The sequence below is a fragment of the Streptomyces antioxidans genome, from assembly GCF_000968685.2.
GTDB lineage: Bacteria > Actinomycetota > Actinomycetes > Streptomycetales > Streptomycetaceae > Streptomyces > Streptomyces antioxidans.
Map to the genome: position 1 here is coordinate 1 of NZ_LAKD02000085.1, position 14,407 is coordinate 14,407.

The window sequence follows — 14,407 nt, forward strand, 5'->3', positions numbered from 1 at the left end:
GCACTTCTCCACCACCAGCGCAGTTCGCACGCGCCTCCACGACGCCGGCCGGGGTAACGAGAAGTCCGGTGCCGTGAGCGGGCGGGGGTGCGCTCGCGGCGCCGGGCGTCAGCGGCCTCCTTACATGGTGGCCATTGACGCGATCACGGGGGACAAGGAGGCCGGTCGCGGTCTCGGGGGGGACAGCGGGGGACCGGGGGGCCACGGGGGAGGCTCGTACGGGGAGGCAGAGGGGGAGCGGCGCACCACGTCGGAGGCGGAGTTCACCGCCTATGTCCAGGAGCGCCGCGCCTCCCTGTACGCAACCGCCTACCACCTGACCGGTGACCGCTTCGAGGCCGAGGACCTGTTGCAGAGCGCGCTGTTCTCGACCTACCGGGCCTGGGACAGGATCAGCGACAAGGCCGCGGTCGGCGGCTATCTGCGCCGCACCATGACCAATCTGCACATCAGCGCCTGGCGTCGGCGCAAGCTCAACGAGTACCCGACGGAGGAGCTGCCGGAGACGGTGGGCGACCACGACGCGATGCGCGGCACCGAGCTGCGCACCGTGCTGTGGCAGGCCCTGGCCCGGCTCCCCGAGCTGCAGCGCACGATGCTGGTGCTGCGCTACTACGAGGGCCGGACGGATCCGGAGATCGCGGACATCCTGAACATCAGCGTCGGAACGGTCAAGAGCAGCATCTGGCGCTCGCTGCGCCGACTGCGCGAGGACGAGACCCTCAGCTTCGGCCGTAACGAGGAGGAGTCCTTCGGCGAACTGGTCGCCTGACGGCGGCGGGAACGGCCGGAGGCGGGGGGAAACCGGGGGAATACGGGGGAAATGGGGGGATCGGGGGGCACGGGGGAAACAGGTGCAAGGCCGGACAGCCGAGGGGGGATGTCCGGCCTCGCACCTTTTTGGGGTGCGTGGCTGCCGCGTGGCCATGCGGCCATGCGGCCATGCGGCTGTGCGGCGGCTATACGGACGCCTTCTGGCTGGCGGCGGGGATCCGCTCTCCCGCCGCCGCGGCCGCTATCCGGCCCAGCGCCACGCCCTTGCCGCACGCGTACGCGCCCAGCGCCGTCTGCCGGACCACGATCCCGCGCTCCGCGCGCATCAGCCGCCAGCCGCGCCGCAGCAGATAGAGCGGGGGCTTACGGCCCTCCCGGAGGTCGCGCAGCAGTCTTCGCCGGAACGTGGTGGACGGGCGGCCGCACAGACAGATCGCGTCCGCGAGCACCCCGAGGTCGGCACACCGCCTGACGAGGTCGGCGGCGAAGACCCCCTCGGCGATGAACAGCGGCGCCCGGCCGATGTCCAGCGTCTCCTCGCCGACGCGGGCGCTGGTCGCGATGTCGTACAGCGGCACGGTCGTCCGTGACGCACGGCACAGCTCGTCGACCGCCGCGACCGCCGCGTCCGCGTCCCAGGACAGCGGCGAGTCCCAGTCGGCGCCCCCGCCGTCGGGGAGTTGGGGGAGCGTCGGGTCGCCGCCCTCCTTGTAGAAGTCGTCGAGGTTGAGCACGGGCAGCCCGGTGCGGGCCGCGAGGGAGGACTTGCCCGAACCCGAGGGGCCGGAGAGCAGGACGACACGGGCGGAAGGCGGTTGGCTGGTCACGGAACACCAGTGTGACGCATCCTTTCGCCCGCGTGACCCCCGTGTGACCACCGACCTGGCCGCCCGTGCGGCTCCGGCGCCGCCATCGGCCGGGGGCTGCCCCCATGGTGGCGCCTGCGGCGGGCTGTTCCCCACCCCGCCCCTTCCCGCAACTGGGGCTCCGCCCCAGCCCCCGGCGGCGTCGCAGGTGGCGACGCGGTCGGTGCCCGGCCCCGGGCCCGGCCGGGCGCCCGGATATGTGCGATCCCCCCGGGGGCCAGGAACGGAGCCCCTGGTAGCGGGAAGGGGCGGGGAGGGGAGAGACCGAGCCCGTTGGGCTAGGCGCCCGTCGGGTGCCAGACGGTTTTCGTCTCCAGGAAGGTGAGGAGGCGGGCGGTGTCGGGGGCGGCGGTCCAGTCCACGGGCTGTGGGCGCAGGACGCGCTTGAGGTTTTCCGCGGCGGCCCGCTCCAGCTCGGTCGCGAGCTCCGGGTCCGCGCCCGCGAGGTCGATCGCGTTGACGTCCTGGTGGGAGGCGAGCGGGGCGGCGATCTCGGCGGTGCGGCCGGAGAGTACGTTGACCACGCCGCCCGGAAGGTCGGAGGTGGCCAGGACCTCGCCGAGGGACAGGGCCGGGAGCGGGGCGCGTTCCCCGGCCACGACCACGGCCGTGTTGCCGGTGACGATCGCCGGGGCGATCACGGAGACCAGCCCGAGGAACGACGACTCCTGCGGCGCCAGCACGGCCACCACACCGGTCGGCTCGGGCGTGGAGAGGTTGAAGTACGGGCCCGCGACCGGGTTGGCGGCCCCGGCGATCTGGGCGACCTTGTCGGACCAGCCCGCGTACCAGACCCAGCGGTCGATCGCCGTGTCCACCTGGAGGCCCGCCTTGGACTTGGACAGGCCCTCCGCCTCGGCGACCTCCGCGACGAACTGGCCGCGGCGGCCCTCCAGCATCTCGGCGACGCGGTAGAGGATCTGGCCCCGGTTGTAGGCGGTGGCACCCGACCAGCCGCCGAACGCCTTGCGTGCGGCGACGACCGCGTCCCGGGCGTCCTTGCGGGAGGCCAGTGGGGCGTTGGCCAGCCACTTGCCCTTTGCGTCGGTCACCTCGTACACCCGCCCGCTCTCCGAGCGTGGGAACTTGCCGCCCACGAACAGCTTGTAGGTCTTCAGGACCGAGAGTCGTTCAGACATCGAGGTATGCCTCCAGGCCGTGGCGACCGCCTTCACGGCCGTATCCGGACTCCTTGTAGCCGCCGAACGGGGAGGCCGGGTCGAACTTGTTGAAGGTGTTGGACCACACCACGCCCGCCCGGAGCTTGTTCGCCATCCACAGGATGCGCGAGCCCTTCTCCGTCCAGATGCCCGCCGACAGCCCGTACGGCGTGTTGTTGGCCTTGGCCACGGCCTCTTCGGGGGTGCGGAAGGTGAGCACCGAGAGCACCGGGCCGAAGATCTCCTCGCGGGCGATCCGGTGGGCCTGGGTGACACCGGTGAAGAGGGTGGGCGCGAACCAGTAGCCGGAGCTGGGCAGCTCGCACGCCGGGGCCCAGCGCTCGGCGCCCTCGGCCTCGCCCGCGTCGGCCAGGGAGCGGATCCGGGCCAGCTGCTCGGCGGAGTTGATGGCGCCGATGTCGGTGTTCTTGTCCAGCGGGTCGCCCACCCGCAGGGTGCCCATCCGGCGCTTGAGCGCGTCGAGCAGCTCGTCCTGGACGGACTCCTGGACCAGGAGGCGGGAGCCCGCGCAGCAGACGTGGCCCTGGTTGAAGAAGATGCCGCCGATGATGCCCTCGACCGCCTGGTCGACGGGGGCGTCGTCGAAGACGATGTTCGCGGCCTTGCCCCCGAGTTCGAGGGTGACCTTCTTCCTCGTACCGGCCACCGTACGGGCGATGGCCTTGCCGACCTCGGTGGAGCCGGTGAAGGCCACCTTGTCGATGCCGGGGTGGCCGACCAGCTCGGCGCCGGTCGAGCCGTCGCCGGTGACGATGTTGACCACGCCCTTGGGCAGGCCCGCCTGGCGGCAGATGTCCGCGAAGAACAGGGCGCTCAGGGGCGTGGTCTCGGCGGGCTTGAGGACGACCGTATTGCCGGTGGCGAGCGCCGGGGCGATCTTCCAGGCCAGCATCAGGAGGGGGAAGTTCCAGGGGATGACCTGGCCCGCGACGCCCAGGGGCCTGGGGTCCGCTCCGCTCGTGCCGTTCAGCGCGCTACGCCCGCGGACCGCGTACGCGAGCTTGTCGGCCCAGCCCGCGTAGTAGAAGAAGTGGGCCGCGACCAGGGGCAGATCGGCGTCGCGCGACTCGCGGATCGGCTTGCCGTTGTCCAGCGACTCCAGGACGGCCAGTTCGCGGGAGCGCTCCTGGATGATCCGGGCGATGCGGAAGAGGTACTTGGCGCGCTCGGAGCCGGGGAGCGCGGACCAGGTCCCGAACGCCTTGCGGGCGGCCTTGACGGCGCGGTCCACGTCCTCGGCGCCCGCCTGGGCGACCTCGGAAAGCACCTCCTCGGAGGAGGGGGAGAGGGTCTTGAAGACCTTGCCGTCGCCCGCCCCGGCGAACTCCCCGTCGATGAACAGGCCGTAGGACGGGGCGATGTCGACGACCGCGCGGGACTCGGGCGCGGGTGCGTACTCGAAAACTGGCATGGCGAATCAGTCCACCGTCACGTAGTCGGGACCGGAGTACCGGCCGGTGCTCAGCTTCTGGCGCTGCATGAGCAGATCGTTGAGCAGGCTGGAGGCGCCGAAGCGGAACCACTCCGGGGAGAGCCAGTCGTCGCCCAGCGTCTCGTTGACCATCACCAGGTACTTGATCGCGTCCTTGGAGGTGCGGATGCCGCCCGCGGGCTTCACGCCCACCTGTACGCCGACCGCGGCGCGGAAGTCGCGGACCGCCTCCAGGAGGACGAGGGTGACGGGCGGCGTCGCGTTGACGGCCACCTTGCCGGTGGAGGTCTTGATGAAGTCCGCGCCCGCGAGCATCGCGAGCCAGGAGGCGCGGCGGACGTTGTCGTACGTCTGGAGCTCACCGGTCTCGAAGATGACCTTGAGGTGGGCCGCGGTGCCGCTGCCGTCCTCGCGGACGCAGGCCTCCTTGACCCGCCGGATCTCCTCGAAGACCTCGAGGTAGCGGCCGGAGAGGAAGGCGCCGCGGTCGATCACCATGTCGATCTCGTCGGCCCCGGCGGCGACCGCGTCCCGGGTGTCGGCCAGCTTGACCGGCAGCGAGGCCCGGCCGGAGGGGAAGGCGGTGGCGACGGCGGCCACATGGATGCCGCTGCCGGTCAGGGCCTCCTTGGCGGTGGCCACCATGTCGCCGTAGACGCAGATCGCCGCGACCTGCGGGGTGGTGCGGTCGGTGGGGTCGGGGCTGATCCCCTTGGCGCAGAGCGCCCGGACCTTGCCCGGGGTGTCGGCACCCTCGAGGGTCGTCAGGTCGATCATCGAGATCGCCAGGTCGATGGCGTACGCCTTCGCCGTGGTCTTGATCGAGCGGGTGCCGAGGGTCGCGGTACGGGCCTGCAGGCCGACCGCGTCGACGCCCGGCAGGCCGTGCAGGAAGCGGCGCAGTGCGCTGTCGCTGGCGGTCACGTCCGCCATCGACGCGAGTCGCTCCGCGGCCTCTTTGCCGTATGCGGGAACTGTGGTGGGCATGGTCACCAGATGAGCATATCTACGCGCGTAGTCGGATGTCACCCCCGGGCCCGGAATCGATCGGGGACGCGCGGGGCTGCGCGATCCCCGGGGCTCCTGGGTCTCCCGGGCCTCTCCGACCTCTCGGGTCTCCCGGGCCTGTCAGGTCTCCCGGGCCTCCCCTGGGCGTCCGCCACCGTGTGAGTGTGGTGCACAATCGGGCGCATGACGCGCCCGGACGACGACTCCGCCCCTGCTTCCCCGGAAGCCGCCGCTTCCTCTGAAGCTTCGGAAGGCACCGAAGCCACCGAGGCTTCGGAAGGTACCGAAGCCTCGGAAGGCACCGCGGCTTCCGAAGGCCCGGACACCTCCGCTACCTCCGCTACCTCCGCTCCCGAGACCTTCTCGGATCGGATCTACCGCTCCGCGAGCGGTATCGCGGGCGGGGTGCTGCTGCTCGGGCTCAGCGGCTGGCTGGGCATCGACGCGATGATCCGCGGCGAGGGCCGGACGCCGTGGCTGGCGCTGGCCGGGCTGTTGTTCGCGGTGCCGGTGGTGATCGCCTTCACGGTGCGCCCGGCGGTGTACGCGGGCCAGGACCGGCTGCTCGTCCGCAATCCGTTCCGTACGATCACCCTGCCCTGGGCCTCGGTCGAGGGGCTGCGCTCCGGGTACACCAGCGAGGTGCTGGCGGCCGGGGCCACGTACCAGCTGTGGGCGATCCCGGTCTCGCTGCGGCAGCGCAAGCGGGCCGCCCGGCAGCAGACCAGGGCGGCCTCCGAGGACCCCTTCGGCACCACGTCCGCCCATGTCGCGGTGAACAAGCCCGACGAGGACCGCCGGGCCCCCTCCGACGCGGCGATCGGCGACCTGCGCGAGATGGCCGAACTCAACGCCCGGCGCGGGGGCGCCCAGGGGCCGCCGGAGGTGCGGTGGGCCTTCGAGGTCATCGCCCCGACGCTGGCGGGCGCGGTGCTGCTGGGAGTCATGCTGGCCATCGGCTGACCACTCGGGCCCACCAGGCTCCGGTTTGGGCCCCGGCGGCCCGGGCGGGCGTCACCGTGATCAGCCCGCGCGGTGGGTTTCACTGCCGCGTCTACGGCCGCCGGGTGGCCCCGGGGCGCGGCGCCGGGACCTTGTCCTCCGGGCCCGCGTCATCCTCCGGGCCCGCGTGCCGAGACCGGGTTCGGTGTCGTCGACTGATCGACGTGGGCGACGGCGACGGGCTCGGCAGTTGATGCGTCCGCGTCCTTACCCGTGTCCGCACCCGTGTCCGCGGTCGCGGCTTCCGCTTTCGGGGGCTGGATTCCCGCCGCCACCGAAAGGTCCGTCTTCAGCGCGGCCAGCACCGTGTCCGCCGTGGTGCGGGCCGTGGTGAGGGAGTCGGCGGCGGGGACGTCGACGACCACCTCCAGATAGCACTTCAGCTTCGGCTCGGTGCCGCTGGGCCGGACGATCACGCGGGCGGCGCGGACGGCCCCCCTCCCGGCGAGCTGATAGCGCAGGCCGTCCGTCGGGGGCAGGGTGTCCGTGCCCCGTGTCAGGTCCTCCGCCGAGGTCACGGCGAGCCCCGCCAGCTCGGTGGGCGGCTGTTCGCGCAGCCGCTTCATCGCCGTGCCGATCACGGAGAGGTCGGTGACCCGGACGGACAGCTGGTCGGTGGCGTGCAGCCCGTGGGCCACCGCGATGTCGTCCAGCAGGTCGCCCAGGGTGCGGCCCTGCTCCTTGAGCTCGGACGTCAGCTCGGCCACGAGCAGCGCGGCCGTGATGCCGTCCTTGTCGCGCACGCCCTCCGGATCCACGCAGTAGCCGAGCGCCTCCTCGTACGCGTAGCGCAGCCCGTCCACCCGGGCCAGCCACTTGAAGCCGGTCAGCGTCTCGGCGTACGGCAGTCCGGCGTCGTCCGCGATCCGGGACAGGAGCGACGAGGAGACGATCGTGGTCGCGAATCCGCCGCGGGCGCGCTTGTGGACGAGGTGGGTGGCGAGCAGCGCGCCGACCTCGTCCCCGCGCAGCATCCGCCAGCTCGCGGCGTCCGTGGGGGCCGTGGGGTTGGTGATCGCGGGGACGGCGACGGCGCAGCGGTCGGCGTCCGGGTCGTTGGCGATGATGATGTCCGGCGCGACCCTGCGGGCCGTGGCGAAGGCCAGGTCCATCGCCCCCGGCTCCTCCGGGTTGGGGAACGCGACGGTCGGGAACGCCGGGTCGGGCTCCGCCTGCTCGGGTACGACCGCGGGCTCGGGGAACCCGGCGCGGGCGAACGCGGCGGTAAGGGTCTCGCTGCCGACGCCGTGCAGCGGGGTGTAGACGACGCGGGCGTTCCGGGGCGAACCCGGGGTGAGGACGGCGTCGGTCCGGGCCAGGTACGCCTCCAGGACGTCGTCGTTCAGCGTCTCCCAGCCGGTCTCGGGGCGGGGTACGTCGTCCAGGCCGCGGATCGCCGCGATCTCGGCGGCGATCTCGGCGTCGGCGGGCGGCACGATCTGGGAACCGTCGCCGAGGTAGACCTTGTAGCCGTTGTCGCGGGGCGGGTTGTGGCTCGCGGTGACCTCGACTCCGGCGATCGCGCCGAGGTGGCGGATGGCGAACGCGAGGACGGGGGTGGGCAGGGGGCGGGGCAGAACGGCGGCGCGGAAGCCGGCGCCGGTCATGACGGCGGCGGTGTCGCGGGCGAACTCGGCGCTCTTGTAGCGGGCGTCGTACCCGATGACGACGAGGCCGTGGCCGTGCTGGCCGTGCTGACTGTGTTGGCCCTGCTGGCCTTGCTGGCCGTGATACGCGCGCAGATACGCGGCGAGCCCGGCGGCGGCGCGGATGACGACGGCGCGGTTCATCCGCATGGGCCCGGCCCCGAGCTCACCCCGGAGACCGGCGGTACCGAACTGCAACGTGCCGGAGAACCGCTCGGCGATCGCGTCGACGGCATCGTCCTGGAGCAGCCGCCCGAGCTCATCCCGCGTCTCGGGATCGGGATCCTCGGCAAGCCATGCGCGAGCCTGGGCGATGAGATCGGGCTCCGTGGCCATGGGTGCCTCCTGGGGGTGGTCGTTTGGGCGGTGCGGATGCCGGGCGGGCCGGGGGTGGTCGCTGGGGTCCGCGGTCGGGTGCGGAGGCCGGTGCGGATGCGGATGCGGGGGTACGGGCAGGGTCCCGGCACCCACCACACAGCCGCCCGCGCACCCCGCGCACCCCGGCCCACCCCCAGCCAAGGGGTGAGTACCCGCCCAGGACGCCGTGACGCCGCCCCCGGGGATCAGGGGATCAGAGGCGGTCGAGGACCTGGGCCAGCAGGCTGCCCATGCGGGAGGCGGAGTCGCGGCCCGCCTGGAGGACCTCCTCGTGGTTGAGGGGTTCGCCCGTCATTCCGGCCGCGAGGTTGGTCACCAGGGAGATCCCGAGCACCTCCGCGCCCGCCTCGCGCGCCGCGATGGCCTCCAGGGCCGTGGACATGCCGACCAGGTCGGCCCCTATCGTGCGGGCCATGTTGATCTCGGCAGGAGTCTCGTAGTGCGGCCCGGGGAACTGGGCGTAGACGCCCTCCTCCAGGGTCGGGTCGACCTGCTGGCACAGGGCGCGCAGCCGCGGCGAGTACAGATCGGTGAGGTCGACGAAGTTGGCGCCCACGATCGGCGAGGTGGCCGTGAGGTTGATGTGGTCGCTGATCAGTACCGGCTGGCCGGGGCGCATGCCCTCGCGGAGGCCGCCGCAGCCGTTGGTGAGGATGATGGTCTTGCAGCCCGCGGCGACGGCGGTGCGCACGCCGTGTGCGACGGCGGCGACACCACGCCCCTCGTAATAGTGCGTACGGCCGAGGAAGACCAGCGCCCGCTTGTCGTTGATCCGGTACGACCGGATGCGGCCCGCGTGGCCCGCGACGGCGGGCGGCGGGAAGCCGGGCAGCTCGGTGACGGGGAACTCGTGCTCGGGCGCCCCGAGGGCGTCGGTGGCGGGGACCCAGCCGGAGCCCAGTACCAGCGCGACGTCGTGGGTATCCGCGCCGGTCAGCTCGCGCAGGCGGGTGGCGGCGGCGTCGGCGTGCGGGTCGCCCTGATTGTCCCAAGAAACTGATGCGTTCACGCGCATGAGGGTAGCCGCTAACTGCCTACGCGCGTAGACGGGTTCGCGGAGGTATTCGGATCGTTGCATTGCCCCTGCGGGCCGGGTGTGCCCACGACCCAACAGCGTCGGGCCGCCCCCGACCCCAGCGAGACCACGCCCACGGCCCGCCGGGCTGGCCGGGAAGCCAGGGTCGGCCGGAAACACCGGGCTCAGCAGGGGCGCTTTCGTAGCTCCATCACGTAGTCGTGGGGCGCGCCCGCTGACTCCGCCGCGTCGGCGATCTCGCCCAGGTAGCGGGCCGAGGGCAGTCCGCCCTCGTAGCCGTTGAGGACGTAGAGCCAGGCGGCCTCGTCGCCGTCCAGCGTGTGGACGCGGATCCGCATCCGGCGGTAGATGTCGAGGCCGACGCCCTCCCAGCGGTCCATGGAGTCCTCGTCCATGGGCGCGATGTCGTAGAGGGCGACGAAGACCTGGGAGCGCGGGGCCTCCACGATCGTGGGGAGGGCGCCCTCCCAGCCCATCTGCTCACCGCCGAAGGTGAGGCGCCAGCCGTTCAGCCAGCCCGTTCCGCGCAGCGGGGAGTGTGGTGCGCGGCGGGACATCAGCCGCGCGTCGAGGTTGCCGGCGTACGCGGCGTAGAGCGACATGGGTCTGAGGGTACGGGAGAGGGGCGGAACGGCCCTCCGGGTGGGAGGTCTGGTGGGAGGTTCGGGGGCCGGTTCGACCCCGAGGTTCGGTGCGAGGTTCCGTACGGCGGTCGGTCCGCGAAACCCCCCGGGCTGAAGGCGTTCGAACCGGTGCGGGACAATGGGGCATGTGACTCGGATCGTGATCATCGGTGGCGGACCCGGCGGCTATGAGGCGGCGCTGGTCGCCGCGCAGCTCGGCGCGGAGGTGACCGTCGTCGACTGCGACGGTCTGGGCGGGGCGTCGGTGCTCACCGACTGCGTGCCGTCGAAGACGTTGATCGCCACCGCCGAGGTGATGACGACCTTCGACTCCTCCTACGAGGAACTGGGGATCATCGTCGCCGACGACACCCCGCCGCTGGAGCAGGCGGCCCGGGTGGTCGGGGTGGATCTGGGCAAGGTCAACCGCCGGGTGAAGCGGCTCGCGCTCGCCCAGTCGCACGACATCACGGCCTCGGTCACCCGGGCCGGTGGCCGGGTCATGCGCGGCCGTGCGCGGGTGGAGCCGCGGCAGTCGCTGGACGGCGCCCGGCGGGTGATCGTACGGGCCGCGGACGGCAGTGAGCAGACGCTGGTGGCGGACGCGGTGCTGCTGGCGACGGGCGCCCACCCCAGGGAGATCCCGGACGCGAAGCCGGACGGCGAGCGGATCCTGAACTGGACGCAGGTGTACGACCTGGACGAGCTCCCCCGGGAGCTGATCGTGGTCGGCTCCGGTGTCACGGGCGCGGAGTTCGCGGGTGCCTATCAGGCGCTGGGGTCGAAGGTCACGCTGGTCTCCAGCCGGGACCGGGTGCTGCCGGGCGAGGACCCGGACGCGGCCGCGGTGCTGGAGGACGTCTTCCGCCGCCGGGGGATGAACGTGATGTCCCGCTCCAGGGCGCAGGCCGCCAAGCGGATTGGCGACCGGGTGGAGGTGACGCTCTCGGACGGGCGGGTCATCTCCGGCACCCACTGTCTGATGGCGGTCGGCTCGATCCCGAACACGGCGGACATCGGTCTGGAGGAGGCCGGGGTCAAGCTGGCGGAGTCGGGGCACATCCTGACCGACAAGGTGTCCAGGACCAGCGCGCCGGGCATCTACGCGGCCGGTGACTGCACCGGCGTGCTGGCGCTGGCGTCGGTGGCGGCGATGCAGGGCCGGATCGCGATGTACCACTTCCTCGGGGACGCGGTGACCCCGCTGAACCTGAAGACGGTCTCGGCGAACGTCTTCACCGACCCCGAGATCGCCACGGTCGGCTACTCACAGGCGGACGTGGACGGCGGGAAGATCGACGCCCGGGTGGTGAAGCTGCCGCTGCTGCGCAATCCGCGGGCGAAGATGCAGGGCATCCGGGACGGCTTCGTCAAGATCTTCTGCCGTCCGGGCACCGGCATCGTGGTCGGCGGTGTGGTGGTCGCGCCGCGGGCGAGCGAGCTGATCCACCCCATCTCGCTGGCGGTGGACAACAATCTGACGGTGGAGCAGATCGCCAACGCCTTCACGGTCTACCCCTCGCTGTCCGGTTCGATCGCCGAGGTGGCACGGCAGTTGCACACCCGGAAGACTCAGGAAGAGTCATAGATCCGGTCCTTATAGCACTTCGTGCCCTCACGGATGTCCAACTTCTGCTAATTGGTGCAAGCTGCTGAAAACAGACGGTCGTTGGCGTTACTGTCAGTTTCGTGTTCGCTGCAGAACGTCGCCAATTGATCCTTGAAATGGTGCGCGCGAACGGAGCGGTGTCGCTCCGGGAGCTCGCCCGCGTCGTCCAGACCTCCGAAGTGACCGTACGGCGTGATGTGCGGGCGCTGGAGGCAGAAGGACTGCTCGACCGCCGGCATGGCGGTGCGGTGCTGCCGGGCGGATTCACCAGGGAGTCCGGCTTCCCGCAGAAATCCCATCTAGCGACCGCGGAGAAGACGGCCATCGCCGATCTCGCGGCCGGTTTCGTCGAGGAGGGCGAGGCCGTCGTGGTCGGCGCCGGGACCACTACGCAGGAGCTGGCCCGCCGGCTCGCGCGGGTTCCCGGGCTGACCGTGGTCACCAATTCCCTGCTGGTCGCGCAGGCGTTGGCGCATGCCAACCGGGTCGAGGTCGTGATGACCGGCGGCACCCTGCGCGGCTCCAACTACGCCCTCGTCGGCAGCGGCGCCGAGCAGTCCCTCCAGGGGCTGCGGGTCTCGCGCGCCTTCCTGTCCGGCAGCGGGCTGACCGCCGAGCGCGGCCTGTCCACCTCCAACATGCTCTCGGCCAGCGTCGACCGGGCGCTGGTCCAGGCGGCGGCGGAGGTGGTCGTGCTCGCCGACCATACGAAGCTGGGCACCGACACCATGTTCCAGACGGTGCCCACCGATGTGATCACCCGGCTGGTGACCGATGAGCCGCCCGCCCATGACGACCGTGCCCTGACCGAGCTCCAGGCCCTCGCGGACCAGGGGGTTCAGATCGCCGTGGCCGGGCCGGGCGCGGGGTCCGGCCCGGTCGGGGGCGGTGAGGGCGGCGGTTCGGCGGGTCGGCAGTCGGGGCGGCTGGGCCCGTCGCAGGGCCGTGGCGGCGGCGAGGAGGGCCTGCCGCTGCCGGGGCCGCGCCGTAACCACCCCCACCCACCGGGCGGGCCCGGCTCCGCCCAGCTGCGCACCGCGGTGCCACTGGCGGAGCAGCAGCCGGGGCGGGTGGCGGACCTGGCGCCGCGCCGCCGCTAGCGACTGGCCGTCGCGGGTCCCTCGGGGCCAGCGGGCCCCTCTCGGGGTCAGCGGGCCTTGAGGCCCGTGAAGGCCAGTGCCAGCAGTCGGTTGGCCAACTCCGGGTCCTCCGGGGACTGCTCCACGGCCAGTGCGATCGCGTTCGTGAGCTGCATCAGATCGGCGATGACCACATCGGACCGTACGGCACCACTCTGCTGTGCGCGGGCGAGCAGTTCGCTGCCCGCCTCGCGCAACGGCAGCCCACAGCCGCGGGACAGCTCCGAGGTCTCGTCGCCCGAGCACGCCATCAGGGCCTGGGACAGCCCGCGGTAGGTGCTCGCGTGGTCCACGATGGCGCGCAGCCAGTCGATCAGCGCCTGACACGGCCGGGGCGCCTTGGCCAGCTCCCGCGACCGCTCCAGCAGGGCGCATATCTCGCCCTGGAAGACCGCGCCCATCAGCGCGGTGCGGTTGGGAAAGTGGCGGTAGAGCGTGCCGATGCCGACGCCCGCGCGGCGTGCGATGTCCTCCAGCGAGGCGTCGGTGCCGTGCTGGGTGAAGGCCGTGCGCGCCTCGGCCAGCAGCCGTTCGTAGTTGCGGCGCGCGTCGGCGCGCATGGGACGCGGTGGCGTCTGCGCCGTGGCTGTCTCGATCGCCATCGCGGTCCTCCCTGCCGTGCCTGCCGTGGGTCAAGCATGCCATTTCGTGACCGCGGGCACGGGAAGAGCAAGGGGACTGATCAGTCGAGCACTCGAGCATGTCTCGAGTATGTGGCGATCGCCCTCGCCATGACCCAGCGCGCGATCGTGGCCGCCCTGGCCCACACGGTGAACGGCACCTTCCCGTTCCACCGGTCCTGGGCGGGCTTGACTACGGCGCCACCCGCGAGCTCCTGGTCACGGTCCGGCCGCCGATGAGCGCGCGGTGGGCCTACGCGACGACGGCGGGCCCCGGCCGGATGATTCCGGCCGGGGCCCGCCGTCATGGGGCATATCAGGGGGCGGTCAGCCCCCGATCTCCGCGTAAGGCCTTCGCATCGGTCCTCGACCCCTCGCGTCGCTCATCGAGCTCGCCGTCAGTCCTTGATTTCGCAGATGACCGCGCCCGAGGTGAGGGACGCGCCGACCTCGGCGGCCAGGCCCTTGACGGTGCCCGCGCGGTGGGCGTTGATGGGCTGTTCCATCTTCATGGCCTCCAGGACCACGACGAGGTCGCCCTCGGCGACCGTGTCGCCCTCGTCCACGGCGACCTTGACGATCGTGCCCTGCATCGGGGAGGCCAGGGTGTCGCCGGAGGCGCCGGAGCCGGACTTCTTGACCGCCTTGCGCTTCGGCTTCTTCGAGCCGCCCGCGGGGGCGGTGGCCACGCCCAGGGAGGCGGGCAGCGAGACCTCGAGTCGTTTGCCGCCGACCTCGACGACGACGGTCTCGCGGGCGGTGGACTCTTCGGTGTCGTCGGCTCCGGCGGGGGTGAAGGGGGGGATGGTGTTGTGGAATTCGGTTTCGATCCAGCGGGTGTGGATGGTGAACGGTTCGCTGGTGAAGGCCGGGTCCTTGACCACCGCCTGGTGGAACGGGATCGCGGTGGCCATGCCCTCGACCTGGAACTCGGCCAGCACACGCGCCGCCCGCTGGAGGGCCTGGGTGCGGGTGGCGCCGGTGACGATCAGTTTGGCCAGCAGTGAGTCCCATGCGGGGCCGATGACGCTGCCGGACTCCACGCCCGCGTCCAGCCGTACCCCGGGCCCGGCGGGTGGCACGAAGGAGGTCA

General features: G+C 72.1%; 13 protein-coding genes. 4 read left to right on the forward strand and 9 right to left on the reverse strand.

The window, feature by feature from the left end; all coding sequences use genetic code 11:
* Positions 1–772, forward strand: a 772-nt coding sequence (locus VT50_RS27690) for a SigE family RNA polymerase sigma factor (RefSeq protein ID WP_079343902.1), incomplete at its 5' end; no start/stop codon positions are given.
* A gap of 187 nt (positions 773–959) precedes the next feature.
* On the opposite strand, the gene VT50_RS27695 is transcribed toward VT50_RS27690, so the two are convergent.
* The 4 genes from VT50_RS27695 to deoC all read right to left on the reverse strand — a co-directional run bounded on the left by VT50_RS27695 (position 960) and on the right by deoC (position 5,240).
* Positions 960–1,601 (reverse strand): ATP-binding protein, encoded by a 642-nt coding sequence (locus tag VT50_RS27695; RefSeq protein ID WP_240529336.1) that lies wholly within the window; start codon positions 1,599–1,601, stop codon positions 960–962.
* A gap of 317 nt (positions 1,602–1,918) precedes the next feature.
* The gene (locus tag VT50_RS27700) at positions 1,919–2,779 is read right to left on the reverse strand and encodes an aldehyde dehydrogenase family protein (RefSeq protein WP_046086572.1); all 861 of its coding nucleotides are present in this window, start codon (positions 2,777–2,779) and stop codon (positions 1,919–1,921) included.
* Positions 2,772–4,232 carry an aldehyde dehydrogenase family protein gene (locus VT50_RS27705; RefSeq protein WP_046086567.1) on the reverse strand — a complete coding sequence of 487 codons (1,461 nt, stop codon included), beginning with the start codon at positions 4,230–4,232 and terminating at the stop codon, positions 2,772–2,774. The genes VT50_RS27700 and VT50_RS27705 overlap by 8 nt, the downstream gene beginning before the upstream one ends.
* Positions 4,233–4,238: 6 nt before the next feature.
* A complete protein-coding gene (gene deoC, locus VT50_RS27710) occupies positions 4,239–5,240 on the reverse strand; it encodes a deoxyribose-phosphate aldolase (protein WP_206269490.1) in 1,002 nt (333 codons plus the stop codon).
* A 204-nt stretch (positions 5,241–5,444) separates the two neighbouring features.
* Between deoC and VT50_RS27715 the strand changes: the two genes are divergently transcribed.
* Positions 5,445–6,224, forward strand: coding sequence for a PH domain-containing protein (locus tag VT50_RS27715; protein ID WP_078840731.1), 780 nt, complete (start codon positions 5,445–5,447; stop codon positions 6,222–6,224).
* A 149-nt stretch (positions 6,225–6,373) separates the two neighbouring features.
* Here VT50_RS27715 and VT50_RS27720 read toward each other — a convergent pair whose 3' ends face one another.
* The 3 genes from VT50_RS27720 to VT50_RS27730 all read right to left on the reverse strand — a co-directional run bounded on the left by VT50_RS27720 (position 6,374) and on the right by VT50_RS27730 (position 9,925).
* Positions 6,374–8,245, reverse strand: coding sequence for a phospho-sugar mutase (locus VT50_RS27720; protein WP_420822230.1), 1,872 nt, complete (start codon positions 8,243–8,245; stop codon positions 6,374–6,376).
* A 235-nt stretch (positions 8,246–8,480) separates the two neighbouring features.
* Positions 8,481–9,302, reverse strand: a complete 822-nt coding sequence (locus VT50_RS27725; protein WP_420822231.1) for a purine-nucleoside phosphorylase — start codon at positions 9,300–9,302, stop codon at positions 8,481–8,483.
* Positions 9,303–9,487: 185 nt separating this feature from the next.
* A complete protein-coding gene (locus VT50_RS27730) occupies positions 9,488–9,925 on the reverse strand; it encodes a gamma-glutamylcyclotransferase family protein (protein WP_020870716.1) in 438 nt (145 codons plus the stop codon).
* 160 nt (positions 9,926–10,085) lie between these two features.
* Between VT50_RS27730 and VT50_RS27735 the strand changes: the two genes are divergently transcribed.
* On the forward strand, positions 10,086–11,534 hold the full coding sequence (locus VT50_RS27735; protein WP_046086569.1) for an NAD(P)H-quinone dehydrogenase: 1,449 nt from the start codon (positions 10,086–10,088) through the stop codon (positions 11,532–11,534).
* A gap of 137 nt (positions 11,535–11,671) precedes the next feature.
* Positions 11,672–12,655, forward strand: coding sequence for a DeoR/GlpR family DNA-binding transcription regulator (locus tag VT50_RS27740; protein WP_046086570.1), 984 nt, complete (start codon positions 11,672–11,674; stop codon positions 12,653–12,655).
* Positions 12,656–12,702: 47 nt separating this feature from the next.
* Here the strand turns inward: VT50_RS27740 and VT50_RS27745 are convergent, their stop codons facing one another.
* The gene (locus VT50_RS27745) at positions 12,703–13,296 is read right to left on the reverse strand and encodes a TetR/AcrR family transcriptional regulator (protein WP_046086571.1); all 594 of its coding nucleotides are present in this window, start codon (positions 13,294–13,296) and stop codon (positions 12,703–12,705) included.
* A gap of 416 nt (positions 13,297–13,712) precedes the next feature.
* Positions 13,713–14,407, reverse strand: a 695-nt coding sequence (locus tag VT50_RS27750) for a biotin/lipoyl-containing protein (protein ID WP_143645282.1), incomplete at its 5' end; no start/stop codon positions are given.